The following is a 24,296-nucleotide window of genomic DNA, read 5'->3' as shown; positions in this document are numbered from 1 at the left end:
TCGACATGCGGTCGTGCGGGGCGCGCTACACTTGCACGGATATTCGCCGAGAAGTGAGCCCCCACCCGTGAGAATAGTCATGACCCTCATGGTCCGCGACGAGGCGGACATCGTCGGTGCCATGCTGGCGCATCATCGAGCCCAGGGCATCGATCACGTGATCGTGACGGACAACGCCTCGGTCGACAACACACTCGAAGTCCTCGAGTCGTTCGAGCGTGACGGATTCGTGACGATCTGGCATGATCCCGAGCATCGCAAGGAGCAGTGGCGTGCCGTCACGCGGATGGCTCGCCACGCTGCCACGGAGCTCGGCGCCGACTGGGTGCTGAACGCGGATGCCGACGAATTCTGGGTGGCGCGGGAGGGTTTCGGCACCGTCCGAGATGCGCTCGGCCGGATCCCGGACGACGTCTCCATCTTCGCCGTGCCCGTCGTGAATCTCACCGGCTCGCCGGCGCGAGTCGGCAGCGGCCTCCGACGCTTGACCCTGCGCGATCAACGCGACCCCGAGACGGTTCGCACGTCCGGGATCCCGTTCCATCCCACACCGAATGCCGTTCATCGCGGCAGCTCCGAAGTGTCGGTGGCTCAGGGGAACCACCGAGCGGAGGTGCCCGGCTGGAGCGATTCTGGGCCGCGCGATGAGATCGAAGTGCTCCACCTGCCATGGCGCTCGTGGCGACAGTACGAGTACAAGGTTCGGGTGTCGGGCGAGGCGTATCTCTCGAATCCCACGCTCGCTCCAAGTCCCCGCCATCACGGCATGCTCGATTTCCGGCGTCTCAACGAAGGGTGGCTCGAGGACGCCTACGTGGCGAAGCATCCGAGCCCCGCCGAGGTCGCCGCAGGACTTGCGGATGGCTCATTCCGGGAGGATGTCCGACTCAAGGAGCTGGAACGGGACGACGTGCCCGGGCTCGTAACCGACGTTCTCTACGAGCCCGAAACGGCCACGGCCCTTCGCGCGGAAGGCCGACGGGTGCGTCTGGTCGAGCTTCGCGGCGAGGAAGAGCTGGGGCGCGTTCGCGCGCACCACGACCTCGCCGTCTCCCAGCGCGATGATGCGGAACGCCGAGTCGACGTTCTCACCTCGACCATCGATGACCTTCGAAGTCGCGGGCTCGTGCGAGCAGCCTGGCGGGTGGATGAGGCGTTGCGCCGACGGGCAGACCGGGGCCGCCGGATTCTCCGCCGCTGCCTCTCGCTACTGAGACTCACCAAGTAGACTGCTCACCTATGCCTACCCCCGCTTCCGCCTCAGAGATCAGAGCTGCCCGATTCGCTCGGATCGCCGAGCTCCCCCTCGACACGACCGCGGGTTCGGCTACTGGGTATCGAGGTTGGTCAGCCCTCAAAGAGATCTTCGGTCGTCGCGAAATGCTCGACCTGATGATCCGCCGAGATCTGAAGGCACGCTATAAGGACTCGTCCTTGGGCTTCATGTGGTCCTTGGTACGTCCACTCACCCAATTGGCGATCTACTACGTCGTACTCGGACAGTTCCTCGGCGCCGCTCGGGGCATCCCCGATTTCGCCATCTACGTCTTCACCGGGCTCACCGTCTATACGTTGTTCAGTGAGATCGTGCTCGGAGGAGCCGGTTCGATCGTGAACAACAGCGGACTCGTGAAAAAGATCTACCTCCCCCGCGAGATCTTCCCGCTCGCCTCGGTCGGGTCGGCGCTCTTCAACTTCGGAATTCAGCTCGCGATCCTGCTGTTGGCGACGCTCGTGCTCGGTGCGTTCCCCTTGCACAGCGAGATCCTCTACGCCTTCCCCGCTCTCGCCATCGTCCTGGTGTACGGCGCCGGACTCGCGCTCGTTCTCTCCGCGGCGAATGTGTTCCTCCGGGACATCCAGTACCTCATCGAGGTCATCGTCATGCTGCTCATGTGGGCATCGCCGATCGTCTACAGCTGGACGATGGTGAAGGATGCCGTCCCGGCATGGGTGCTCGATATCTATACGAACAACCCGGTGACGCTCGCGGTCATGGGCTTCCAGAAAGCCTTCTGGGTCGCTGGACCGGAGACGTCGTACCCGGCAGACCTGCTGTTCCGCATGGCCATCGCGCTTCTCATCGGACTCGTCGGACTCGTCGCCGCGCACGCAGTGTTCAACCGCATGCAAGGCGACTTCGCGCAGGCGCTGTGACCTCGAACCCGCCGAAGAACGAGTCCCGAGTCTCGGTGCTCGTCGTGCTCTACAACTCGAGTGCGGTGCTCGAGCAGCTCCTCGCCTCCATTCCCGCAGCGAGTCGAGACACGGCGACCGATGTCGTCGTAATCGACAACGCGAGTTCCGATCGCGCCGAGAGCCACCGGATCGCCGAGCAATACGGCGCCTCCTTCGTGCAGCTCGAGGCGAACCTCGGGTACGGGGGCGGGGTGAACGCGGGATTCGCGGCACTCGACGATCCCGGCGATCTCCTCCTCATCTGCAACGCGGATCTTGAATTCCGCCCCGGGGCGATCGACGCTCTCGCGGAGTACGCGACGACCCACCCGGCAGTCGGCAGCGTCGGCCCGGCGATTCTGAATAAGGATGGCTCCGTGTACCCGTCGGCGCGCCGTTCACCCTCGTTGCGGGTCGGCGTCGGACATGCTCTGCTCGGCGATATCGCCCCGAACAACCGATGGTCGCAACGATACCGCGATGAGGCGACGCTGTCCGCGCCGAGGCAAGCGGATTGGCTCTCCGGCGCGTGCCTCCTCGTGCCGACAGTGCGCTTCAAGGAGCTCGGCGGCTTCGACGACGGATACTTCATGTACTTCGAGGATGTCGACCTCGGCGATCGCCTCCGTGCGGCGGGTTCGCGGAACGTCTTCCTTCCTGCTGCTCAGGTGATCCATATCGGAGCGCACTCGACGGAGTCCGTGTCAGGCCGGATGCTGGCCGTGCACCATCGGAGCGCGTATCGCTACCTCTCGAGGAGGTACCGCGGCGTGTGGTTCGCCCCAGTGCGACTGGCGCTGCGAATCGGTCTCGCTGTGCGCCTTCGCGCGACCATCGCCCGTACAGAGCGGCGCGCCCCGCACAGCGGGGGCTCGACGACCTCCGGGTAAGCTTTGGTTTGCCCTTCACCGCCGTCCGTAACGGAGCACCACCATCATGACTATTGCCTCAGCGAGCTCGCTCTCTGGTTCTGCGCCGCTGGGGCCTGCGGTCATCCGGCTCGAGGGCGTCTCGAAGCGATTCGTGATCCGCAAAGACAACTCGCTGAAAGAGCGCATCGTCACTCTGGGTCGGGCCGGCAAGCGCCACCGCGAAGATTTCTGGGCGCTTCGCGGCCTCAGCGCCGAACTCAGCGCCGGCCAAACCGTGGCCCTCATCGGACACAACGGGTCCGGTAAGAGCACGCTCTTGAAAATCATCGGCGGAATCATCGCGCCGACGGACGGGGTCGTGGAGCGACGGGGTCGCCTCGCGGCGCTTCTCGAACTCGGTGCCGGGTTCCATCCAGACCTCACGGGGCGCGAGAACGTCTACCTGAACGCCTCCATCCTGGGCCTGTCCCGCGAAGAGACAGACGAGCGCTTCGACGACATCGTCGCGTACTCGGGAATCAGTGAATTCATCGACACCCAGGTGAAGTTCTATTCCTCTGGAATGTACGTACGGCTGGCATTCGCCGTTGCGGTTCACACCGACCCCGACATCCTGCTCGTCGACGAAGTGCTGGCCGTGGGCGACGAGGCGTTCCAGCGCAAGTGCCTCGACACCATCCGCACTTTTCAAACCGAGGGCCGCACGATCGTGCTGGTCACGCATTCGCTCGGCCAGGTTGCCGAGCTGGCGGACCGCGCCATCCTCCTGCACCACGGGAACGTCATCATGGACGGCGATCCGAATGCTGCGATCGCCGCCTTCCGCGATCTTCTCGAAGATCGCCGTCAGGAGGAGATCCACGCCGCGCCCCTGAACCCCGTGCTCGAGAACGGCCGAGTCCTGTCCGCCCACCTCGCGGGTTACGATGGCGAACGCAATCCGACGCTGCATGCTGGCGAGGACCTCGAGATCGTCGCCGAATTCGAGCACACGACCGGAATCGACCGGTGGATCTGCGCCATTCAGATCGACAACGCGACCGGCCAGAAGGTCTATGGCGCATCCACCGATCGATCGCCGCTCGAGCTTGATCCCCTCCACGGCCGGCGCACCGTGAGTCTGAAGCTGCTGGAGCCGATGCTCGGTGGAGGGAAGTACTTCGTCAACGTCTCCTTCATGGACTACGCGGGTCGCCACCTTCACGACCTCACGCAGGCGTTCAGCTTCAACGTCGCAGAGCATTCCGACGCGAGCGGCAGCGTCTATGCGAAGCCCGAGTTCCGCGTGATCTGATCCGGTACCAGGTCCCAGGCGCGCTCCGTCTGATTGATCGGCTACCGCATCACGACGCCGACGATCGGCGTCGTCGGGACTTGGGTGCCGCGCGCAGGGGCAACCCGAAGAATCGTCGGCTGGATCCGATGAGCCGGTTCACGTCGGAGACCATCCGCGAGACACGAACGTCGAAGGAGTGCGCAGCCCCCACGCGCGAAGCTTCGATCGCGCGTTCAGCGAGACCAGGGCGGTCTTCCGCGCGAAGCAGCCCGGCGAGTTCGTCTCGGGATCCGAACGTCCGGATCAACACCGGACTGATCTCATCGAGGCCCTCGACCCGGTCGGAAACGACGACCGCCCCGGAAGCGACGGCATCGAAGACGCGGTTGGAGACGAACCCTTCGTGCGCCATATCGCTCCAATGATCGTTGAGCACGACGTCGGCCGCGGCGTATGCCTTCGGGAGCACTCGGTTCGGCATATGCGTCGACGCGATCCGCTCAGCGGGTACGTACTCCTCCCATCCATGGCCGTGGATCTCGACCTCTGCACCGGCATCGACGGCCCACAGCACCGCAGGACGCTCGATTCCCCTGGTGGTGCCGACGAAGAGCACCCCCGCTCGCTGTCGAGTGGCCGGATCGGGGCGGAAACGCGTGGGATTCGTCGCCTGGAGGAGCGGGGCGACCTGCACTCGCGACTCACGTCGTCGCCGTTCGGCCCAACCGACGCTGGCGGCATAGACGACGTCATGCGCTCGAAGCTCTTCGTCGGTGACGAGCTCAGGATGGCTGATGACCCAGAGCACGTTGACCGCTCCGTCGACGCGGTCGAGCCGGGCAAGGCCCCGAAGCGTGATGACGACGTCGACGTCGGCGACTGCCTCATCGAGACGAATCACGCGCGCGGAATCCACGAACCGCGACAATGCCGCCGCGAGGTCCTCCGCGAACGGCACATCACCATATCGGTCACCCTCTGCGCCGAGCGGCGCTGAGATCCGCACGGCCCACCGGGTCCGATCAAGCCCGCCCTGAAGCCGGGCGTTCGAATCCACGACTCGAGCGATGCGAGACCGCAGCATGGCCGCCCGCCCGAGACGCGTCATCGCGAATCGGTTCTTCAGCGCCGAGAGGACGTCCCGTCTCAACAGGTCAGCCACTATGCAGAGATCGTCACGCGGTGCGTTCCGCCGAAAGCAGCTGGCGAATGTACTGGCCGTAGCCGCTCTTGACCAGCGGTGTCGCGAGTCGCTCAAGCTGCGCGTCGTCGATCCATCCGGCTCGCCAGGCGATCTCCTCGATGCATCCGATCTTGAACCCTTGGCGGTCTTCGATGACTCGCACGTACTCGGACGCCTGCATCATGGACTCGAACGTTCCGGTATCGAGCCACGCGGTGCCACGATCGAGCACTTGCACGCTGAGCGTGCCCGCATCGAGGTAACGCTCGTTCACCGTCGAGATCTCGAGCTCGCCGCGCGCACTCGGCTCGATCGTCTTCGCGATCTCGACGACGTGGTTGTCGTAGAAGTAGAGCCCAGGCACCGCGAAGCTGCTCCTCGGCTCGGCGGGCTTCTCCTCGATCGAGACCGCACGGAACTCGTCGTCGAATTCGACGACGCCGTACGCCTTCGGGTCGCTCACCTGATACGCGAAGATGAGCGCCCCGTCGATATCGGTGTGAGTGCGCAACGCCGAACCGAGTCCGGTGCCGTGGAAGATGTTGTCACCGAGCACGAGTGCGACCGACTCGTCACCGATGAACTCCTCCCCGATGATGAACGCCTGCGCGAGACCATCGGGAGAGGGCTGCACAGCGTACTCGAGTCGAATTCCGAGATCGCTTCCGTCACCGAGCAGGGCACGGAACTGCGCGTTGTACTCGGGGGTCGTGATGATGAGGATCTCCCTGATACCCGCCATCATGAGCGTGGAGAGCGGGTAGTAGATCATCGGTTTGTCGTAGATCGGCATCAGCTGCTTCGAGATGCCCTTGGTGATCGGCCAGAGCCGGGTGCCGGATCCGCCGGCGAGAATGATGCCGCGCATCGTCATGCTCCCGTGTTCAACGAGTCGGTGAAGGCCCGAGCGGCCTCCCATGTCGGCAGGATGCCCGCTGCAGCCGCTTCGGCGAGGCTCGGCGCCTCGGTGTCCTTGACCGAGAGCAGTGCATCTTCGAGGTCGATGCCGAACTCGAGACCCACCTCGGGGTCGAGCGGGTTGATGCCGTGCTCGCGAGCCGGGTTGAACGTGTCGGTGACGAGGTAGCTCACGGTCGCATCGTCGGTCAAGGCGACGAAGCAGTGCCCGAGGCCCTCGGCTATGTAGATCGCCCGTCGGTCGACGTCATCGAGCAGCACGGAGTCCCACTGGCCGAAGGTCGGTGAGCCGACGCGGATGTCGATGACGAAGTCGAGAACGGCACCGCGGGGCGCAGTCACGTACTTGGCCTGTCCGGGCGGAATATCTGCGAAATGGATGCCGCGCACGGACCCGCGCTTCGAGACGGAGGTGTTCGCCTGCTTCAGGTCGATCGAGTGGCCGACGATCTCGGCGAGCTTGTCGAATCGATACCATTCGAGGAAAACGCCCCGATCGTCGCCGAACTGCTTCGGAGTGATCTCATAGCTGTCAGGGATCTTCAGTTCGCGGATCTGCACGGATAGCAGTGTATCAACGGGCTCTCCGCGTCGCTGATGGCTCGAACGGTCGTGCAGGCTGGGTCTGTAGGATGTCCGGGTGTCAAGACTCCTCGTCACCGGCGGCGCCGGCTTCATCGGCTCGAACTTCGTCCACTATGTACTCGAGCACACCGAACATTCGGTGACGGTGCTCGACAAGCTCACGTATGCCGGAAACCTCGCCTCCCTCGATGGGCTGCCCGCTGAGCGGTTCCGGTTCGTGCACGGCGACATCACGGATGCAGCGCTCGTCGATGCGCTCTTCTCCGAGCACGACGCGGTCGTGCACTACGCGGCTGAGAGCCACAACGACAATTCGCTCGATGACCCCCGCCCGTTCCTCGAGACGAACATCGTCGGCACCTACACGTTGCTCGAGGCGGCGCGCAAGCACGCGATCCGGTTCCACCACATCTCGACCGACGAGGTGTACGGCGATCTCGAACTCGACGATCCCGCGAGGTTCACCGAGCAGACTCCCTACAATCCTTCGAGCCCGTACTCGTCGACCAAGGCGGGCAGCGACCTGCTCGTGCGCGCGTGGGTCCGCTCGTTCGGGGTGCAGGCGACGATCTCGAACTGCTCGAACAACTACGGTCCCTACCAGCACGTCGAGAAGTTCATCCCCCGCCAGATCACGAACGTACTTCGCGGCGAGCGTCCGAAGCTGTACGGCAGCGGCGAGAACGTGCGCGACTGGATCCACGCGAACGATCATTCGTCGGCGGTGCTCACGATCCTCGAGCGCGGTGTGATCGGTGAGACGTACCTCATCGGCGCCGACGGCGAGAAGAACAACAAGGACGTCGTCGAGCTGATCCTCGACCAGCTGGGCCAGCCGACCGACGCCTACGACCTCGTGAACGACCGGCCCGGGCACGACCTGCGCTACGCGATCGACTCGACGCGGCTGCGCTCCGAGCTCGGTTGGGCCCCGAAGTACTCGGACTTCGAGAGCGGGCTCGCGGACACCATCGCGTGGTACCGCGACCACGAGTCGTGGTGGGCCCCCCAGAAGGACGCCACCGAGGCGCGCTACAAGGCCCAGGGCCAGTAGATGCGCTACCTCATCACGGGCGCATCCGGGATGCTCGGTCGCGACGTCCAGGCCGCCCTGGGCGGTCGGCAGGTCACGGCCCTCGGACGGGCCGACCTCGACATCACCGATCTCGATGCGGTCGTCGGCGCGGTCCGTGGCCATGACGTGGTGGTCAACTGCGCCGCGTACACGAAGGTCGACGACGCCGAGACGCACGAAGACGCCGCGTATGCCGTCAATGCGACCGGAGCGGCCAACCTCGCGACGGCGGCTGCGTCCGTCGGCGCGAAGCTCGTACAGCTGTCGACCGACTACGTGTTCGACGGTTCGGCGAGCTCGCCGTATCCCGAGGACGCACCGCATGATCCGATCTCAGCGTACGGACGCACGAAGGCGGCCGGCGAGCGGCTCGCGCTCGAGCGGAACCCCGGTGCGACGTTCGTCGTCCGCACCGCGTGGCTGTACGGGGCGCACGGGCCGAGCTTCGCCAAGACCATGCTCAAGCTCGCCGCGTCGAAGGAGACGTGGGGGGTCGTCGACGACCAGGTCGGCCAGCCCACGTGGACTGCCGATCTCGCGGCGAGGATCGTCTCGATGCTCGACGCGGATGTGCCTGCGGGCATCTACCATGGCACCAATTCGGGTCAGGCGAGCTGGTTCGAGTTCGCACGAGCGGTGCTCGACGTGGCGGGGCTCGATGCGGACCGCATCACACCCGTCGACAGCTCCGGCTTCGTGCGCCCGGCGCCGCGCCCGTCGTACTCGGTGCTCGGCCATGGTGCCTGGACCGCGGCCGGCCTGACTCCCATGCGCAGCTGGCGCGACGCGCTCGCGGATGCCGCGGGCGCTGGTGTCCTCGACACCCCCTGAGCCACTGTCCGGACGCTGCCCGGGCACCGCCTCAGAGCATGCGGGAGTACAGCTCCACCTGCATGCGTCGACTCCAGCGCGCCTGGAGCGTGTCGAGATCTGAGGCGAGGATCTTCGGGTCCCGCGTCTTCGACTCGAAATGGTAGAGGCGCGCCCACGGCGAGAACACCGCACTTCGGCCCGTCGCGCGCACCTTCATGTTGAGATCGACATCGTTGTAATTGCCCGGCAATGACAACGTGAAGCCCCCCACCTCGAAGTAGAGGTCACGGCGGATCAGAGCGCATGCTGCGGTGACACCGGATACCTCGTGGTCGACGAGCATGGATTTCAGCGAGTCGTCGCGTCCTCCGGTCCATCCGAAGGCGGCGTGGCCGGCGACCCCGCCGGTGTACACCTGACCGGCATGCTGCACCGTGCTGTCTTCGAAGTACAACTGCGCTCCGACGATGCCGACGCCGTCTTGCTGGGCAAGGCCGAGCATCGTCTCGAGCCAGTCGGCCGACACGATCTCGACGTCGTCGTTCAGCAGCAGGAGGTATTCGCCTCGCGCCGCAGCAGCACCGCGGTTCATCTTGGCGCTGAAGTTGAAGGGAGCATCCCATGCGACGATGCGCAGTCGATCGCCGCACAACTCGTCGAGCGCGGTGATCACGGAAGGCGGAGTCTCGGCATCGGCCACGACGACGAATTCGAGGTTGGTGTATGTGGAGCGGTCGAGGATTCCGCGGATCGCATCGACCACCAGCACCCGCAACCGCCCGGCGATCTCGACTTCGCTGCCGCGGGTCGGGATGACGATGGAGACGAGCGGATCACCGACGACGTCGTAGTGGATGCGCCGCACGAACGGCTCCACCTCGTCGATCCGGGCGGCCACGCCCGCGCGTCGCAGCGCATCGGCGACAACGCGCCGCTGCGCGGCCGAAGTGCCCGCGAAGTCGCCCTGCGAGAGGTCTTCAGTGGCCAGCGCATCGGGGAGAAGGGCGGTGACCCGGCCTGCCTCATGAACACGGAGGGCCACATCGAGGACCTGGGCGCGTCGCGCCTCGTTCCGGAATCCACCGATCCCACGGACGGAGCTCGGACGCACAGCCACCACCGGGCCGAGGTAGTCATTGCCGAGGAGCCGGATCGGCGAGAACACCGGTCGCAGCAGGGGCAGCCCGGCCTCCGTCACCGAATCGCCGTACACGACGTCGGTCGCCGGGAAGCGATCGAAGTACCCGACCACCTTCGGAATCACATCGGGGAGCACACTTCCCCGGCGGACGATGAAGAGGATCTCGGCCGAGGTCTCGGCGATGCTCTCGTCGAGCACTCGGGCGTCCGCGTCGATGACTCGGAGGCCGGCCCGGCTCGCGACCGCCCGCACGTCGACAGTGTCCTCATTGGCACGCGAGTCCACGACCAGCCGGATGCTCCGGGGGTCGAAGCCCGCAGCCACAGCGGCCTCGACCATGCTCTGCACCTCGTCGGACGTGTGACCCGCGGAGTCGATCCAGGCCGCGACCCTGGCAGCGAGTGCTGCGTCGATGCTCATCCGAGTACTCGGCGTTTGAAGTGTCGTGCGGCGCGGACCGGCAAGGTCACGAATCGCCCGGCTCGCCAGGTGAGGGAACCGCGAATACTCGCGAGGTTCCGCTCGACCGCGACGGTCTCGCTCGGCGAGAGGAGGCTTGCCGCCTGCAGCTCCTTCACCTGCTGCTCGAGCCCGATCACGCGGTCGAGCAGCTCAAGTCGACTCTCAGCGAGCTGCTCGGCAGGACTCAGGGTCACGTCTGACCGGCCCTCGGACCACCGCGGGTTGGGGGCAGCACTCACGTTGGAACTCTTCCTCTCGACGCCGGACCTAAACTAGCCTAATGCCCCAGCCGAGAGTCGCCCGAGATCGTGCGCGCGCTGACCGGGCTCCGGCCGAAGCGAAGCCGAAGCCGAAGCCGAAGGTTATCGCCGTCGTACCGACCTACCACCCGGACGTCGCGGTGGAAGCCCACATGAAGGCGCTCGCCCGACAGGTCGACGAGGTCATCGTCGTCGACGACGGAACCGGCCCCGCCGCCGACGACGTGCTCGAGCGCCTGACGGCGGATTCGATTCGCGTCATTCGTCTGTCCTCGAACGCGGGCATCGCACGCGCGTTGAACGTCGGTATCCGCGCTGCCCTCGAAGCCGGTGCCGACTATGTCGTCAACACCGATCAGGACACCGAGCTCCCCGATGGCTACGTCGACGCATGTCTTGCGACGTTCATGCTCGCGAACCCGGTGACCCACCTCGGCATCGTCTGCACCGACCGTGTCAATGGCCAGCCGTCGATTCCGACGTGGTATTCGCCCGAGGGCCTCGGCCTCGTGCCCGAAGCGATCCAGTCCGGTTTCGTGCTGTCACGAGAGTGCCTCGAGCGCACCGGGCCCTTCGATGAGCGACTCGTGATCGACTGCGTCGACACCGAATACTGTCTCCGGGTGCGTGACCGTGGGTTTCGCATCGCGGTCGCCAAGGACACCGACATCAAGCATTCGCTCGGCGAGATGGTGCCGTTCAGACCGTTCGGCATCCCGCTGCGTCACCGCGACGGCGAGCACGAGTACCAGTACCACTCGCCGTTCCGCCAGTACTACATCACGAGGAACAACATCGACCTCGTGTTCCGCAACGTACGGCGACGGCGACGCTGGGCGCTCGCGGTCATCAAGCGTCAGATCGGTCCGACCTTCGATGCGATCGTGAGCGGACCGAAGCGCACGAAGCACACCGTGGCGATCTTCGTCGGCACCCTGCACGGATTCTTGCGAGTGCGCGGACCGATTCCGGCGGGCCTCAGGCGGTTCCTCACCCGCTAATCTGTGCGAGAGTCACCACCGAGAGGCCTGGAGGAAGGGCAACGTGACGACCACCACCCTACGCGTCATCGTCGACCAGATCGTCGCGCCGGTGCCCGGAGCACTCGGCAGGTACACCCTCGACCTCGCGCGGGCGATCGTCGCAGCGGCTCCCCGCGGTTGCGACGTCGAGGCCGTCGTCTCGTCCTCGCCGCCCGCCGACTATGATCGCATCGTCAGGGAGATCCCCGGCCTCTCGGGGCTCTACAAGACGACGCTCGCGCGGCGCGAACTCGCGGCCGCTTGGCAACTGGGCCTCACCACGTCCCCAGGCTCCGGCATGATCCACGCCACCAGCCTCTTCGCGCCGCTTCGCAAGCACGATCGGCAGGCTGACGGCAACCAGGTCGTCGTCACCGTGCACGACGTGCTCGCGTGGACGCACCCCGACGCGCTGAGTGCGGCATCCGTCGCCTGGCAGAAGGCGATGCTGAAGCGTGCCCGGCGCCACGCCGACGCTGTCGTGGTGCCGACGCACGCGCTCGCAGAGCGACTCGGGGAGGTCATCGAGCTCGGCGACCGCATCCGCGTCATCGGCACCGCCCCTCGTTCAGGTCTCGTGGTGGGGGCCGACGCCCCGCTGCGGGCTGCGAGCCTCGGTCTTCCGCCCCAGTACGTCGTGGTGCCGGGCACGCTCGAGCCGCGAAAGGGGCTCGTCGACGTGTTCGCCGCATTCGCCCGACCAGGCGTGCCCGACGTGCCGATCGTCGTCATCGGCCCCGAGAGCTGGGGCGACCAGCACGTGGTGGCCGTTGCGGAGGAATACGGCCTCGATCCGGCTCGCGCTCTTCGGTTCGACGAACTCGATCCCGCCGACCTCGCGGTCGTGATCGCAGGCGCCATGGCGTTCATCGCGCCGAGTCACGACGAGGGGTCGGGCACGCCGTTGATCGAGGCATTCAGCCTCGCAACCCCGGTCATCCACTCGGATGCCCCGGCGTTCCTCGAGGTCTCGGCGGGCGCCGGGCTCGCCGTGCCGGTCGGCGGCGGCGAGGGGTACGCCGATCGCCTTGCCGCGGCCATCACCTCCGTGGTGACCGACCCATCGCTCGCGAACCGACTCTCCGTCGCGGGCGGCGATCGCAGCCGCGCCTTCACGTGGCGGGATGCCGGCGAGCGCGTGTGGCAGCTGCACGCCGACCTCTGAGACGGCCGACGACCGCCACCGCCGACGCCGGAGGCGTGCGGTGGCCTACCCCTCGGCGGGCTCCTCGGTCGGCGGGAACACCGCCTGCTGCACGAGCTGCCTGATGTAGTCGTAATCGGGATCTTCGGGGTCGACGTCGTTGTCGGGCACGAGCGGCACGTCGGTGATCGGCAGCGCCTTCGTCTTCCCGGCGAGATCGACGAAGTAGCCGAGCATCGACTGCGGAATGTCGGTCTTGACAACCTGCGAGCCCGCCGCGGCGATCTCCTGGAACTTCGAGAGCACGTTGCCCGGATTGAACTGGGCGAGCACCGCCTCCTGGATCTGCCGCTGTCGTGCCATTCGGTCGTAGTCGCTCGTGCCGTGACGGGAGCGTGCGTACCAGAGAGCGTGGTACCCGTCGAGGTGCTGCTCGCCGGCCGGGATCCACTCGGCGACCGTGGTGAAGGTCTCGTCGGCGTGGATCGGCACGTCTTCGGGCACGACGACGGTGACACCGCCGAGGGCGTCGATGAGCTGCTGGAACCCCGCCATGTCGATGAGCGCGTAGTACTGGATCGGCAGGCCGGTGATCGCCTCCGCGGCATCCCGCATGGCCTCGATGCCGGGTTCGCTGCCCTGCGACTCGGCGTCGGGATACATCTCGGGGCTCATGAGCTCGACCTCGGTGTAGATCGAGTTCAGCATGCACACGTCGACCTCGCAGCCGTCGATCGAGCCGTAGCCCTCGGGGTACACGGCGGCCAGCGGCGAGTCCTCGTTGAATGGCACGTCCTCCATGTTGCGAGGGAGCCCGATCGTGACGGCCTGGCCGGTCGTCGCATCGACGGAGACCACCGTGATGCTGTCGGGGCGGAGGCCGTCACGGTCGGGGCCCGCATCGCCGCCGAGGAGGAGGAAGTTGTACCGGCCGTCGATGGGCGGGACACTCGGCCCGGCGATGAACACGTCGGAGAGGAAGCCGCTCGCGGTCGTGGCCACATACGCCCCATATGCGGCTGAGCCCGACAGCCCGATCATCACGAGGGTGGTGAGACCGGCGATCCAGCCGCGGGCCGAGGGCGCGGTCTTCACGATGCGCACCAGCCGGAGCGTGTCGAAGGTCAGCACCACGAGGAGCACCGCGTAGAAGACGAGCAGGGCGGCAACGACCCAGAGGGTCCACGACATCGAGAACACCGTGAGGATCACCGGGCGCCAGAACAGCCACAGGGCGAGGGCCACGAGCGCAAGTGTCCAGAGCGCGAGTGTCGCGCCGAGGCCGAAGCGCCCGAGGCGGCGGTTTCCGGCCAGCGCCTGCGGGGAACCGGGGATCAGGAAGTTGAGCGCGACGAGCCACCACGCGCGGCGGGTCATGACCGTACGCGAGGCGACGTCCGGGTAGCGGATCGGGCTTGCGGCGAGCGTCATCGGTTCGACTTGAGCCGTTCGTTCTTCTCCTCGACCAGGGCGGCGAGGGCGGTGGAGTAGTCGGAGAGCGCGGTCGACAGGGCGGCATCCGAGGTCGCGAGGATCTTCACGGCGAGGAGGCCGGCATTCTTCGCGCCGCCGATCGAGACCGTCGCCACCGGCACTCCCGCCGGCATCTGCACGATCGAGAGGAGCGAGTCGAGTCCGTCGAGTCGCGAGAGCGGCACTGGGACGCCCACGACGGGCAGGGTCGTGACCGAAGCGAGCATGCCGGGCAGGTGCGCCGCTCCCCCGGCGCCGGCGATGATGACCTTGAGGCCGCGCGCGGCAGCCTCCCTGCCGTAGGCGATCATCTTCTCGGGCGTGCGATGCGCGGAAACGACCTCGACCTCGTGCGTGACGCCGAACTCATCGAGCAGGTCGGATGCCTCACGCATCACGTTCCAGTCGGAGTCGGATCCCATCACGACGCCGACGAGCGGGGCGGTGTTCGTCTCAGTCACTTGATCGAGTGTAGGGGCGGGTGCTGTGAGGAGGCCGCAGGGCGCGCGGCTCCACGGCTGGCCGTGTCAGTCCTGGAAGACCGCCGCAGCAGCGCGCGCCTCGTAGACCGCCTCGTCGAGGTCGGAGCCGATCGCCGTGACGTGCCCGACCTTGCGGCCGGGCCGCGGGGCCTTGCCGTAGTTGTGGATCTTCACCGTGGGATGTCCCGCGAGCGCTTCGGCGTAGCGGTCGGTCAGGGTGCCTTCCTCGGGTCCGCCCAGCACGTTCACCATGACGGCCCACCGGTCGTGGCATCCGGTGCCGCCGAGCGGGAGATCGAGCACGGCACGGAGGTGCTGCTCGAACTGGCCCGTCGTGGAGCCGTCCATCGACCAGTGTCCGCTGTTGTGCGGGCGCATCGCGAGCTCGTTCACGAGGATCCGGTCGTCGCTGGTCTCGAAGAGCTCGACGGCGAGCACGCCCGTGACGCCCACGCCCTCGGCGATCGTGATGGCGACGTCGGCCGCGACATCCGCGAGCCTGCCCGCCGACCTCGGAGCCGGTGCGATGACCTCGCTGCAGACGCCGCCGACTTGCACGGTCTCGACGAGGGGCCAGGCCGCGACCTCGCCGGAGGGACGGCGGGCCACCAGTTGGGCGAGCTCACGGCGGAAGTCGACGAGCTCCTCGACGAGGAGCGCCCCCGGGCGGCCGTCTTCGGCGATCGTCGTGAACCATTCGGCGACCTCTGCCGCGGAACGCACGACGCGGACGCCCTTGCCGTCGTAGCCGCCGCGCGGCGTCTTGACGACCGCAACGCCGCCGTGCTCGGCGATGAAGGAATCGAGCTCGTCGGTCGTCTCGACGCGCGCCCAGTCGGGCACGGGGAGCCCGAGTTCGGAGAGGCGCTGACGCATGAGCAGCTTGTCCTGCGCGAAGCGGAGGGCGTCAGGACCCGGATGCACCGGCACGCCGGCCTCGACGAGGGCGTGCAGCACGTCTTGCGGCACGTGCTCGTGGTCGAAGGTGACGACGTCGACCTCACGGGCGAACGAGAGCACCGTCTCGGCATCGGTGTAGTCGCCGACGCGATCGGCCGCGAGGGCTGCCGACATGTCGGGAGCCTCGGCCAGCACCCGGAGGTCGACTCCGAGTTCGATCGCCGCGGGAATCATCATCCTGGCCAGCTGCCCGCCGCCGATCACTCCGACACGCACCCGTGACACCCCGTTCGCCTCACCCGTCGGCGCCGCTGCACGGGCGCCTCGTTCAGTCTAGGCCGCGCTCGACGGCATAGGATGTGCCGGTGCCCACCCGCCCCGCGAGCGCCTCCGCGAGCGCGTTGCATCGCCTCTGGAGCGGCCTGCTCGCGTACGCGGTGAAGTTCGGCGTCGTCGGCCTCATCGGCCTCGTCATCGACGTCACGCTGTTCAACCTGCTGCGGCTCGGGGTCTTCGGCGAGGGGCACTGGGCGCAATCGGCGATCGGCGCCAAGACGATCTCCACGAGCGTCGCGATCATCTTCAACTGGCTGGGAAACCGGTACTGGACCTTCCGCAAGCATCGCCGACGCAATTACGTGCGCGAGTTCCTCGAGTACCTCATCGTCTCGCTCGGCGGCATGGCGATCGCGCTCGGATGCCTCTGGGTGAGCCACTACTGGCTCGGGTACACGAGCCTCGTGGCCGACAACATCGCGACGAATGTCGTCGGCCTGGCACTCGGCACCGCGTTCCGGTTCTTCCTGTACCGCTACTGGGTGTTCGGCCACCACCGCGCCGACGGGCTCTCGAATCTCACGAGGGTCGAGGAGGCGCAGCGCACCCTGTTCGAAGAGCCCGACGAGCCCGTCGGCCGCACGGCACCGGGCGACCGCCCGTAAGGGCAGCGGCGCCGGCTCACACGAGGGCGTCGGCCGTCGGCTGGAACCAGGGCGGGTACACCGCCACGCGGATGCGCATGCCCGCCGCGGCGAGGTCGGCACGCACGCGGTCGCGCATGGGGTCGTTCGCGACGGCGATGAGCGCGACGCGATCGAGGGGCAGGCACTCGCGCACGAGCAGTTCGGCCGCATCGAGGCCCGCCCCGTCGTCGTCGAGGTGCAGGCGCTGCAGCACGCGCTGGGCTTCGGGCCACTCGGATGCCACGGCCGAGGCGCCGAGCGTGACATCCGAGTTGCTGACGACGATCGTCGCGGGCACCTCGGCGGCCTCGCCGAGCGCGCTCGCGACGGAGCTCACGAGGATCACGAACTCGGCCGGCTGGCGGCGCTCGGCACCCTCGGCGAGCCGGGGATCGGGCGTGGCGGTTCGAACGGCGTTCCACACGTGGGCGTCGGTCGTGAGGAGGAAGGGGACGTAGTCGGCGACGACGGCGTCGGCACCCGCGATGGGAGCGGTGCGACGGAACTCGCGTGCGCCGGGGGCGGCGACGTCGACGACGGGCGTTGCACCGGCGGCATCGGCGAGGAGGGCGCCCGTGTCGAGGATGGGCGCGAGGTTGTCGATGTGCGTCACGTGGTAGATGCGCATCGCCTTGATGTCGATCTGGGGAGCGCCCGCGGGAATCATGGGGCGAGAGGCGCCGGGGACGCGCGCCGGCGGGCGTCCGCGAGAGGTGCCGCGCGCGCCGCTGCGCGGCGCGGCGACGACGACCGGCCGGGGCTCAGGCTCCGGCGGCGGGAAGCAGATGGCGCAGAGGCCGTCGTCGAAACCGTGGATGCATTCGTCGGCCAAAAGGAACCCTTCATCGCGTAGCTCGTGCTCAGGGGCGCACGAGACCACCTGTCAACGTTACGTCCTCCGGGCGCCGGCCGCGACACATCCGTTCAGCGGCGGCCCCACACGACGGTGTCCCCGTCGACGGTCGGGTGGTCGACCCGCCGTCGCTCGGGGCCGGAATGCGCCTCGTCGACGAGCTGGCGCAGTGCCGCTTCCACGAGCTGGGGCTTCGGCAGGTCTCGCAGCACGACCGGTCGATCGTGGCCGGTGTCGATGCGCACGTCACCGGAGCCGAAGGCGCTCTGCGCCCAGCTGCGCCGTACGGTGACGTCGTAGGCGCGGCTGTGCAGCAGTTCCTGGCGCACCCGGACGAAGACGCCGCTCCGGACGATGACCCTTCGGCTCGTGATCGTCGTGCGCCGTGTCAGCCAGCTGAGGAACGGCAGGAAGCTGCCGAACAGCACGAGAACCCCCGCGACGCCGACGACGACGAGCTGCTGCCAGAACTCGGGCACCACCGCGAGCGCATAGGTCATCGCGCCGGCGACGACGATGAGCAGCGCCGCGGGAATGATCAGTATGCGGGCGTGACGGCGCAGGCGTGCGACGACGCGCTCGGCCGGCATCGCGAGCGGTGCCGCCGTGTCGGGTGTCGCGGCGGGCCTCATAAGCCCATTAATACCTCAGGTGCGTGACGTCTCCGGCGGCGACAGACTGGGGCTCGCCGTTCTCACGGTCGCGGACGACGAGCCGGCCGTCGCGATCGAGTCGCTCGGCGAGCCCGAGCAGCTCGCGATCGCCGGGCAATTCGACCCGGACCTCCGAGCCGAGGGTGCCGCAGACGGCGCTGACGCGGTCGGCGATTCCACTCGCGACGGCGTCGGCATCGGCCTCGACGAACCGCCGCATGAGGTCGAGGAACCCGGCGAGGTAGTCGGCGAGCACCGCGTCGGCATCGGGCTGACGGCCCGTCGCGAGCAGGAGCGACGTCGAGGTGAGCGTGGGCAGGTCGTGCTCGTCGAGGGTGAGGTTGAGGCCGGCGCCCACGACGACCGCGCCGGAGTCGGGCAGCAGCTCGGAGAGGATGCCGCAGACCTTGTAGCCCGAGATGAGCACGTCGTTCGGCCACTTGAGCTCGACGTCGAGCCCGCCCGTGACGTCGTCCTCGTCTCGGTCGTGGTCGTCGGATGCCGCGGCGTCGACCGCCCGGCGGACCGCCTCGGTCATGGCGGCGCCGGCGATCAGCGGGATCCACCCGTACGCGTCGGCCGGGAAGCGCCGGCCTCCCGCGAGCTCCGGCCGGAGCAGCAGCGAGATCGCGAGGGTCTTGCCCGTGGGCGCGAGCCAGGTACGCCCGAGCCGGCCGCGTCCCCTCGTCTGGTTGTCGGTGACGATCACGGCGCCGTGCGGCCAGGTTGAGGCATCGGACCCGCTCGCGGCCTCGCGAAGCTCGTCATTCGTCGAACCGGCCTCGGCGAGGAACTCGAACCGCGGCACGGCCTCTCGCGATCGCTCCCACTGCATGCCAACACCCTACCCAGCGACTCCTGCATGGCGATTGCCACCAGCACCGGGATCGGATTTGTAGGAATCCGTCAACGAAGTGGCCCTGATACTCGCCGGTAGAGTGAACGGCGTGACCGAAGCGACTGACGGCCCCGACCTCTCCACGACCGCCGGCAAGCTCGCCGACCTCAAGCTGCGCTACCACGAAGCCGTGACCGCGAGCGGTGAGGCGGCGATCGAGAAGCAGCATGCCAAGGGCAAGATGACCGCCCGCGAGCGCATCGCCGAGCTCCTCGACCCCGGCTCGTTCGTCGAGCTCGATGAATTCGTGCGGCACCGCACCCACGCGTTCGGCATGGAGGCGAAGCGGCCCTACGGCGACGCCGTGGTCACCGGCACGGGCACGATCCACGGCCGGCAGGTCGCCGTGTACTCGCAGGACTTCACGATCTTCGGCGGCTCGCTCGGTGAGGTCGCCGGCGAGAAGATCATCAAGGTCATGGAGCTCGCGCTGAAGACGGGCGTGCCGATCATCGGCATCCTCGACTCGGGCGGCGCCCGGATCCAGGAGGGCGTCGTCGCCCTCGGCAAGTACGGCGAGATCTTCCGGCGCAACACCGCGGCCTCGGGGGTCATCCCGCAGATCTCGATCGTGTGCGGTCCCGCCGCCGGCGGTGCCGTGTACTCGCCCGCGCTCACCGACTTCGTGATCATGGTCGACAAGACCAGCCAGATGTTCGTCACCGGACCCGACGTCATCAAGACCGTCACCGGCGAAGACGTCGGCATGGAGGAGCTCGGCGGCGCGCTCACCCACAACACCGTCTCCGGTGTGGCGCACTACCTCGCGAGCGACGAGTCCGACGCGCTCGACTACGCCCGCACCCTCATCTCGTTCCTTCCCGATAACAACATGACGGATGCCCCGGTGTACGACGCCGAGGTCGAACTCGAGATCACCGACGACGACCGGCGGCTCAACACCGTCATCCCCGATTCGCCGAACCAGCCGTACGACATGCACTCGGTCATCGAGGGCATCGTCGACCACGGCGACTTCCTCGAGGTGCAGCCGCTGTTCGCGCCGAACATCGTCGTCGGCTTCGCTCGCGTCGAAGGACGCTCGGTCGGCATCATCGCGAACCAGCCGAGCCAGATGGCCGGCACCCTCAACATCGCCGCGGGCGAGAAGGCCTCGCGATTCGTGCGATTCTGCGACGCGTTCTCGATCCCGATCCTCACGCTCGTCGACGTGCCCGGTTACCTGCCCGGCACCGAGCAGGAGTGGACCGGAGTCATCCGCCGCGGTGCGAAGCTGCTCTACGCCTATGCCGAGGCCACCGTGCCGCTCGTCACGATCATCACGCGCAAGGCCTACGGCGGCGCGTACATCGTCATGGGCTCGAAGCAGCTCGGTGCCGACATCAACCTCGCCTGGCCGACCGCCGAGATCGCCGTCATGGGCGGGCAGGGTGCGGTGAACATCCTCTACCGCGCCGAGATCAAGGCCGCCGAGCTCGCCGGCGAGGATGTCGCGGCCGTGCGGACGAGACTCGCCAACGAATACACCTACAACGTGGCATCCCCCTTCCTGGCTGCCGAGCGCGGTGAGCTCGACGGCGTCATCGAACCCGCGGCGACCCGCGTCTCGGTCGTCAAGGCGCTCCGGGCGCTCCGCACCAAGCGGGCGAGCCTGCCGCCGAAGAAGCACGGGAACATCCCCCTCTAGGAGGCGACATGGCCGACACCACCGCGACACCCGACCCCGTGGCGACACGCGCATCGCAGTTCCGCTTCGTCTCACGCGTCGATCCCGAGGATGCGGCGGCCGTCACGGCGGTGCTGCTCGGCGCGGTCGACGACGAGCTGTCGGCGGCGGCATCGGCCGCCGAACCCGGCCGCGACCAGTGGGTGCGCAGCGCCGGCGCGCTTCGCACCCCGATCGACGTCGGCCACGGCCGCTGGCAGCGCGCGGCACGCTGACGACTGTCCCCCGATTCGATGCGGACGCACCCCTGCGGTGTGAGCGCATCGGGCGAGAGCGCGGCTTCGCGTCCACCGAGGGGGACAACGCTGTCCCCCGAAATGCTGACTTTGCGAATCGCGCGACGTAGGACAACATTGCTTATGCAGGCTCCTCTGGAGTCGCCACCGTCATCGGTCGGGTAACCGATGACAGATGGGGGCGAGTCAGGGCGATATTCGGGTTGTCGCCGTGACTCGGGCTTGATGGGGGGCCGATCTCAGATCGGCCCCCCACTTTCATGTCCGGTGCAGGTACGCGCGGCGCGTTGTCGGGGACTCACAGGCTGCGAGGGATCTCCAGCCACAGCTCGACCTCGACGTCGTCGGTGTCGGCGGCCTCGTCCTCGGAGTCGATCAGCCCGACGACCGTGACCGCGACCGGAGAGCCCTCCGCCGCGGTGCGCGCGATGATGCGGTCGGCGTGGGAGTCGGCGACGACGTCGGCGAGCTTGGAGAGCACGCGGTCCCTCGTGGCCTCGTCGAGGTCGTCGATGCCTCCCTCGTCGAGGAGGGTGACGGTGGTCCCGCGCTCGCGTGCGCGCTGCACCTCGGCGCGCACAGCGTCGGTGAGGAGCATCCGGCCCCTGATCTCATCGCGGATCGCGGCCTCGAGCATGCGGCACTCGCCGCGCTGGGTGTCACTGAGGGCACCGTTGCGGTCGGAGATGCGGCGGAGCATCGGGGCGGCCATGCGGTTCGTCTGTGCGAGGCGCATGCGGCCCTCGAAGAGATGCGCGTCCTGCGCGGCCTGCCATGCCGCCGCCTCCCGCTCGGCCTGCGCGTAGCGGCGAGTCTCACGGGCGGCGCTCGCGAGCGCGCTCGTGAGCATGTGCGCGATGCCGACCCAGACGATGCTGCCGATCACGCCGAGCGTGCCCAGCGCGAACACGCTGGCCCAGATGACGGTCTGCACCGCGAGCGCGATGACCCCGAGCCACGCCGCCACGAGCTGTCTCCTGGCCGCGGCGATCGTCATCAGCGTTCCCACTGCGGCGACGTACCAAGTGGCGTAGCCCAGGTCGTCGCCCGGGTCGAGCTGGCTCGTGACGAGCAGCGGCAGCACGATGCACACGGCGAGGTCGAATGCGACGAGCCAGTCGGGCATGCGCACGCGCTTGGCCGGCCAGAGGCTCATCACCGTCGCGGCCGAGTACAGCACGAGCGCCGCGATGGCCGGCCACGGCGACCGCGGTACGTCGAGCGAGTAGATGCCGAGCACGACGTGGTACGCCGAGAACAAGGCCCCGAGCACGAGCAGGAGCCACCTCGGGACGGCGATCATGCGCTGCCTCCTGCACCGGCGGGCCACGCCACGGTGATGGTGGTGCCGTGGCCGGGGCGCGACGTCACCTCGGCGGTGCCGCCGGCATTCGCCATCCGCTCCTCGATCGAGACGCGGAGCCCGAGCCGCTCGGCGGGGACCCGGGCCGGATCGAAACCGGCGCCGTTGTCGGCGATCTCGATGACGCAGCCGCCGGCGCGCACACCACGGATGCGGAGTTCGCGCCGTGCCTGCCGGCCGGGCTCATCGGCATGCTGGAGGCTGTTGACCATCGCCTGCACCGAGGCGGTGTACAGCGCCTCGACGGCCTCGACGGGCAGCTCGACACCACCGGCATTGACCACGCGCACGGTGAACGGAGTGCTGAACGTCGTCAGGGCCGCCCGCAACCGGCGCACGAGCACCGGCAGGCCGACGCGGTCGAATGCTCGCGGTCCGTTCGCGCTCGCCTCGTCGAGGCGCTTGACCGCGTCGCGCGCCATGCGGGCGGCGAGCGCCTGCTGCTCGGGCGTGACCGCCGCCGCAGCCGACAACAGCGTCGTGAGCACGCTGTCGTGCACGAGCGCGTCGATCTTGACCCGTTCGATCTCGTTGGCGTGCTGGCGCGCCGCGACGTCGTAGCGCTGGAGCGCCGCCTCCTGCGCGGAGTCGACCGCTTCGGCCGCCTGCCGGAGCATCGTGACGATCGCGAGGACGACGACGCCGAGGACGACCGCGTACATCGCATCGAGCACGGCGAGGAGCGGCTCGACGGCGCCGCCCGCGGGGCTCAGGCGGATGACCCCGTAGACGGCCGGAACGACGAAGGTGTACGCGGCCGCCCACAGCGGCCGCAGCGCGACGACCGCTGCGGTCGTCGCGACGGTGAGGAGGTAGTAGAGCCACGGGGTGCTGTCGGCGAGCGCCGCCGCGTCGTCGACGAGGAACGGCCACGCGAGCAGCGCGGCAACGAACAGCCCGGCGAACGCGAGGCAGGCGACCCGCACCGCGACCTTCGTGATGGTCGCCACGGCGAGCGCCACGATCGAGCCGTACAGCACCGCCATGAGCGCTGCACCAGTGCCGTCGACGAGGGCCGCGGACTGCTCGAGCGCGAGCGGGACGGTCTGGGCTCCGAACACGAGGCCGAAGAGGCCGAGTGCCCGCGCGGTGATCGTCTCGACCTGCGCTCGCGTCACCGTGGCGCGGCGCTGCGGCGCAACGCGCGCCACCCGCCAGTCAGCGGCGGGCATCCCCGCCCTCGGCATCGAGCCCCGGCAGGATCCCGTCTTCGACCGCGCGGCGGAGCAGGTCGACCTTCGTCGGCGCGGGCCTGCCCACCTCGACGTACTTCGCGCGGATGCGATCGAGGTACTCACGGGCGGTGGAGTGCGCGATGCCGAGCTGCATCGCCACGAGCTTCAGCGGGAGTCCGGAGGCATACAGGTGCAGCACGTCGCGTTCGCGGCGGCCGAGCTGCGCCTTCGCGAAGTCCCGGTCGGCTTCGATCGCGCTCGCCCATTCGACGTTGTTCAGCACGTCGCCCCGCGCGACCGTCGCGATCGCACCGATGACCGCCGCCATCGGCGACGCCTTCGGGATGACCCCGGCGGCGCCGGCGGCGAGCGACTCGCGAACGGCGGCGACGCGGTCGGCGATCGAGTGCACGAGTACCGCGCTGCCGGTGCGGAGCACCGCACGCACGTTCTCGGTCACCGATGAGCCGTCGCCGAGCGAGAGGTCGAGCACGACGACGTCGCAGGCCCGCCCGCCGAGCGCGTCGAGCAGTTCGGGGACGTTCGCGGTCTCGGCGACCACGTCGTACCCCGCGTCTCTGCAGGCCGCGCGAAGCCCGAGCCGCACCGCCTCGTGATCGTCGACGATCGCGACTGTGGCGGGGGCATCCGCGGTTCGAGCCGTTGCGCCGGTCACATGGCCCCC

The 24,296-nt window shown here is 68.1% G+C and carries 25 protein-coding genes; 11 read left to right on the top strand and 14 right to left on the bottom strand.

The features are described from left to right. Positions 1 to 79 precede the first annotated feature (79 nt). From QFZ26_RS14895 to QFZ26_RS14880, 4 genes are all read left to right on the top strand, one after another. On the top strand, positions 80 to 1,228 hold the full coding sequence (locus tag QFZ26_RS14895; protein ID WP_307043453.1) for a glycosyltransferase family 2 protein: 1,149 nt from the start codon (positions 80 to 82) through the stop codon (positions 1,226 to 1,228). Between the two features lie 152 nt (positions 1,229 to 1,380). Further along, entirely contained in the window at positions 1,381 to 2,157 is a 777-nt protein-coding gene (locus QFZ26_RS14890; protein WP_307043451.1) for an ABC transporter permease, read from the top strand. After that, the gene (locus tag QFZ26_RS14885) at positions 2,154 to 3,068 is read left to right on the top strand and encodes a glycosyltransferase family 2 protein (protein ID WP_307043449.1); all 915 of its coding nucleotides are present in this window, start codon (positions 2,154 to 2,156) and stop codon (positions 3,066 to 3,068) included. The genes QFZ26_RS14890 and QFZ26_RS14885 overlap by 4 nt, the downstream gene beginning before the upstream one ends. Before the next feature lie 46 nt (positions 3,069 to 3,114). Beyond that, entirely contained in the window at positions 3,115 to 4,344 is a 1,230-nt protein-coding gene (locus QFZ26_RS14880; RefSeq protein ID WP_444876241.1) for an ABC transporter ATP-binding protein, read from the top strand. A 49-nt stretch (positions 4,345 to 4,393) separates the two neighbouring features. On the opposite strand, the gene QFZ26_RS18950 is transcribed toward QFZ26_RS14880, so the two are convergent. From QFZ26_RS18950 to QFZ26_RS14865, 3 genes are all read right to left on the bottom strand, one after another. After that, positions 4,394 to 5,410 carry a glycosyltransferase family protein gene (locus QFZ26_RS18950; RefSeq protein WP_444876247.1) on the bottom strand — a complete coding sequence of 339 codons (1,017 nt, stop codon included), beginning with the start codon at positions 5,408 to 5,410 and terminating at the stop codon, positions 4,394 to 4,396. A gap of 91 nt (positions 5,411 to 5,501) precedes the next feature. Next, a complete protein-coding gene (gene rfbA, locus QFZ26_RS14870; RefSeq protein ID WP_307043443.1) occupies positions 5,502 to 6,377 on the bottom strand; it encodes a glucose-1-phosphate thymidylyltransferase RfbA in 876 nt (291 codons plus the stop codon). 2 nt (positions 6,378 to 6,379) lie between these two features. Then, complete coding sequence (locus tag QFZ26_RS14865; RefSeq protein WP_307043441.1) at positions 6,380 to 6,988, bottom strand: dTDP-4-dehydrorhamnose 3,5-epimerase family protein; 609 nt, start codon at positions 6,986 to 6,988, stop codon at positions 6,380 to 6,382. Between the two features lie 79 nt (positions 6,989 to 7,067). Here QFZ26_RS14865 and rfbB point away from each other — a divergent pair, with 79 nt between their 5' ends. Both rfbB and rfbD read left to right on the top strand, forming a co-directional pair. Then, the gene (gene rfbB, locus QFZ26_RS14860) at positions 7,068 to 8,066 is read left to right on the top strand and encodes a dTDP-glucose 4,6-dehydratase (RefSeq protein ID WP_307043439.1); all 999 of its coding nucleotides are present in this window, start codon (positions 7,068 to 7,070) and stop codon (positions 8,064 to 8,066) included. Next, positions 8,067 to 8,918, top strand: a complete 852-nt coding sequence (gene rfbD / locus QFZ26_RS14855) for a dTDP-4-dehydrorhamnose reductase (RefSeq protein ID WP_307043436.1) — start codon at positions 8,067 to 8,069, stop codon at positions 8,916 to 8,918. A gap of 31 nt (positions 8,919 to 8,949) precedes the next feature. On the opposite strand, the gene QFZ26_RS14850 is transcribed toward rfbD, so the two are convergent. Together QFZ26_RS14850 and QFZ26_RS14845 are read right to left on the bottom strand one after the other, a co-directional pair. Beyond that, a complete protein-coding gene (locus QFZ26_RS14850) occupies positions 8,950 to 10,461 on the bottom strand; it encodes a glycosyltransferase family 2 protein (protein ID WP_307043434.1) in 1,512 nt (503 codons plus the stop codon). Then, a complete protein-coding gene (locus QFZ26_RS14845; protein ID WP_307043432.1) occupies positions 10,458 to 10,697 on the bottom strand; it encodes a hypothetical protein in 240 nt (79 codons plus the stop codon). Before QFZ26_RS14845 ends, QFZ26_RS14850 begins: the two co-directional genes overlap by 4 nt. A gap of 86 nt (positions 10,698 to 10,783) precedes the next feature. On the opposite strand from QFZ26_RS14845, the gene QFZ26_RS14840 reads away from it, so the two are divergent. Together QFZ26_RS14840 and QFZ26_RS14835 are read left to right on the top strand one after the other, a co-directional pair. Next, positions 10,784 to 11,764, top strand: a complete 981-nt coding sequence (locus QFZ26_RS14840) for a glycosyltransferase family 2 protein (RefSeq protein ID WP_307043430.1) — start codon at positions 10,784 to 10,786, stop codon at positions 11,762 to 11,764. A gap of 43 nt (positions 11,765 to 11,807) precedes the next feature. Next, positions 11,808 to 12,950, top strand: coding sequence for a glycosyltransferase family 4 protein (locus tag QFZ26_RS14835; RefSeq protein WP_307043428.1), 1,143 nt, complete (start codon positions 11,808 to 11,810; stop codon positions 12,948 to 12,950). Between the two features lie 45 nt (positions 12,951 to 12,995). On the opposite strand, the gene QFZ26_RS14830 is transcribed toward QFZ26_RS14835, so the two are convergent. From QFZ26_RS14830 to QFZ26_RS14820, 3 genes are all read right to left on the bottom strand, one after another. Continuing rightward, entirely contained in the window at positions 12,996 to 14,360 is a 1,365-nt protein-coding gene (locus QFZ26_RS14830) for an LCP family protein (RefSeq protein ID WP_307043426.1), read from the bottom strand. Continuing rightward, positions 14,357 to 14,824 (bottom strand): 5-(carboxyamino)imidazole ribonucleotide mutase, encoded by a 468-nt coding sequence (gene purE / locus QFZ26_RS14825; protein ID WP_307045095.1) that lies wholly within the window; start codon positions 14,822 to 14,824, stop codon positions 14,357 to 14,359. The genes QFZ26_RS14830 and purE overlap by 4 nt, the downstream gene beginning before the upstream one ends. A gap of 105 nt (positions 14,825 to 14,929) precedes the next feature. Continuing rightward, the gene (locus tag QFZ26_RS14820) at positions 14,930 to 16,069 is read right to left on the bottom strand and encodes a 5-(carboxyamino)imidazole ribonucleotide synthase (protein WP_307043424.1); all 1,140 of its coding nucleotides are present in this window, start codon (positions 16,067 to 16,069) and stop codon (positions 14,930 to 14,932) included. An 80-nt stretch (positions 16,070 to 16,149) separates the two neighbouring features. Here QFZ26_RS14820 and QFZ26_RS14815 point away from each other — a divergent pair, with 80 nt between their 5' ends. Then, a complete protein-coding gene (locus tag QFZ26_RS14815) occupies positions 16,150 to 16,725 on the top strand; it encodes a GtrA family protein (RefSeq protein WP_307043422.1) in 576 nt (191 codons plus the stop codon). A gap of 16 nt (positions 16,726 to 16,741) precedes the next feature. Here QFZ26_RS14815 and QFZ26_RS14810 read toward each other — a convergent pair whose 3' ends face one another. The 3 genes from QFZ26_RS14810 to QFZ26_RS14800 form a co-directional block, all read right to left on the bottom strand. Then, positions 16,742 to 17,413 carry a DarT ssDNA thymidine ADP-ribosyltransferase family protein gene (locus QFZ26_RS14810; RefSeq protein WP_307043420.1) on the bottom strand — a complete coding sequence of 224 codons (672 nt, stop codon included), beginning with the start codon at positions 17,411 to 17,413 and terminating at the stop codon, positions 16,742 to 16,744. A 257-nt stretch (positions 17,414 to 17,670) separates the two neighbouring features. Further along, complete coding sequence (locus QFZ26_RS14805; RefSeq protein WP_307043419.1) at positions 17,671 to 18,231, bottom strand: PH domain-containing protein; 561 nt, start codon at positions 18,229 to 18,231, stop codon at positions 17,671 to 17,673. A 7-nt stretch (positions 18,232 to 18,238) separates the two neighbouring features. Further along, positions 18,239 to 19,087, bottom strand: coding sequence for a biotin--[acetyl-CoA-carboxylase] ligase (locus QFZ26_RS14800; RefSeq protein WP_307043417.1), 849 nt, complete (start codon positions 19,085 to 19,087; stop codon positions 18,239 to 18,241). A 112-nt stretch (positions 19,088 to 19,199) separates the two neighbouring features. Between QFZ26_RS14800 and QFZ26_RS14795 the strand changes: the two genes are divergently transcribed. Then, complete coding sequence (locus QFZ26_RS14795) at positions 19,200 to 20,798, top strand: acyl-CoA carboxylase subunit beta (RefSeq protein ID WP_307043415.1); 1,599 nt, start codon at positions 19,200 to 19,202, stop codon at positions 20,796 to 20,798. An 8-nt stretch (positions 20,799 to 20,806) separates the two neighbouring features. Then, on the top strand, positions 20,807 to 21,052 hold the full coding sequence (locus QFZ26_RS14790; protein ID WP_307043413.1) for a hypothetical protein: 246 nt from the start codon (positions 20,807 to 20,809) through the stop codon (positions 21,050 to 21,052). 319 nt (positions 21,053 to 21,371) lie between these two features. Here QFZ26_RS14790 and QFZ26_RS14785 read toward each other — a convergent pair whose 3' ends face one another. The 3 genes from QFZ26_RS14785 to QFZ26_RS14775 are packed head-to-tail and all read right to left on the bottom strand — an operon-like array spanning position 21,372 to position 24,287. After that, positions 21,372 to 22,376 (bottom strand): hypothetical protein, encoded by a 1,005-nt coding sequence (locus tag QFZ26_RS14785; RefSeq protein WP_307043411.1) that lies wholly within the window; start codon positions 22,374 to 22,376, stop codon positions 21,372 to 21,374. Continuing rightward, positions 22,373 to 23,608, bottom strand: a complete 1,236-nt coding sequence (locus QFZ26_RS14780) for a sensor histidine kinase (protein ID WP_307043409.1) — start codon at positions 23,606 to 23,608, stop codon at positions 22,373 to 22,375. The genes QFZ26_RS14785 and QFZ26_RS14780 overlap by 4 nt, the downstream gene beginning before the upstream one ends. Next, positions 23,595 to 24,287, bottom strand: a complete 693-nt coding sequence (locus QFZ26_RS14775; RefSeq protein WP_307043407.1) for a response regulator transcription factor — start codon at positions 24,285 to 24,287, stop codon at positions 23,595 to 23,597. Before QFZ26_RS14775 ends, QFZ26_RS14780 begins: the two co-directional genes overlap by 14 nt. Positions 24,288 to 24,296: the final 9 nt, after the last annotated feature.

This window comes from Agromyces ramosus (genome assembly GCF_030817175.1).
Classification (GTDB): domain Bacteria; phylum Actinomycetota; class Actinomycetes; order Actinomycetales; family Microbacteriaceae; genus Agromyces; species Agromyces ramosus_A.
This window is presented reverse-complemented; position numbering and strand designations above follow the sequence as displayed.

Bases quoted from the DNA above. Each gene is read 5' to 3' on its own strand.
- QFZ26_RS14895 (WP_307043453.1), top strand. From the start codon at position 80: ATGACCCTCATGGTCCGCGACGAGGCGGACATCGTCGGTGCCATGCTG.
- QFZ26_RS14890 (WP_307043451.1), top strand. From the start codon at position 1,381: ATGCTCGACCTGATGATCCGCCGAGATCTGAAGGCACGCTATAAGGAC.
- QFZ26_RS14880 (WP_444876241.1), top strand. From the start codon at position 3,115: ATGACTATTGCCTCAGCGAGCTCGCTCTCTGGTTCTGCGCCGCTGGGG.
- QFZ26_RS18950 (WP_444876247.1), bottom strand. From the start codon at position 5,410: ATGCTGCGGTCTCGCATCGCTCGAGTCGTGGATTCGAACGCCCGGCTT.
- rfbA (WP_307043443.1), bottom strand. From the start codon at position 6,377: ATGCGCGGCATCATTCTCGCCGGCGGATCCGGCACCCGGCTCTGGCCG.
- rfbD (WP_307043436.1), top strand. From the start codon at position 8,067: ATGCGCTACCTCATCACGGGCGCATCCGGGATGCTCGGTCGCGACGTC.
- QFZ26_RS14850 (WP_307043434.1), bottom strand. From the start codon at position 10,461: ATGAGCATCGACGCAGCACTCGCTGCCAGGGTCGCGGCCTGGATCGAC.
- QFZ26_RS14840 (WP_307043430.1), top strand. From the start codon at position 10,784: ATGCCCCAGCCGAGAGTCGCCCGAGATCGTGCGCGCGCTGACCGGGCT.
- QFZ26_RS14830 (WP_307043426.1), bottom strand. From the start codon at position 14,360: ATGACGCTCGCCGCAAGCCCGATCCGCTACCCGGACGTCGCCTCGCGT.
- purE (WP_307045095.1), bottom strand. From the start codon at position 14,824: ATGGGATCCGACTCCGACTGGAACGTGATGCGTGAGGCATCCGACCTG.
- QFZ26_RS14810 (WP_307043420.1), bottom strand. From the start codon at position 17,413: ATGATTCCCGCGGGCGCTCCCCAGATCGACATCAAGGCGATGCGCATC.
- QFZ26_RS14805 (WP_307043419.1), bottom strand. From the start codon at position 18,231: ATGAGGCCCGCCGCGACACCCGACACGGCGGCACCGCTCGCGATGCCG.
- QFZ26_RS14800 (WP_307043417.1), bottom strand. From the start codon at position 19,087: ATGCAGTGGGAGCGATCGCGAGAGGCCGTGCCGCGGTTCGAGTTCCTC.
- QFZ26_RS14790 (WP_307043413.1), top strand. From the start codon at position 20,807: ATGGCCGACACCACCGCGACACCCGACCCCGTGGCGACACGCGCATCG.
- QFZ26_RS14785 (WP_307043411.1), bottom strand. From the start codon at position 22,376: ATGATCGCCGTCCCGAGGTGGCTCCTGCTCGTGCTCGGGGCCTTGTTC.
- QFZ26_RS14780 (WP_307043409.1), bottom strand. From the start codon at position 23,608: ATGCCCGCCGCTGACTGGCGGGTGGCGCGCGTTGCGCCGCAGCGCCGC.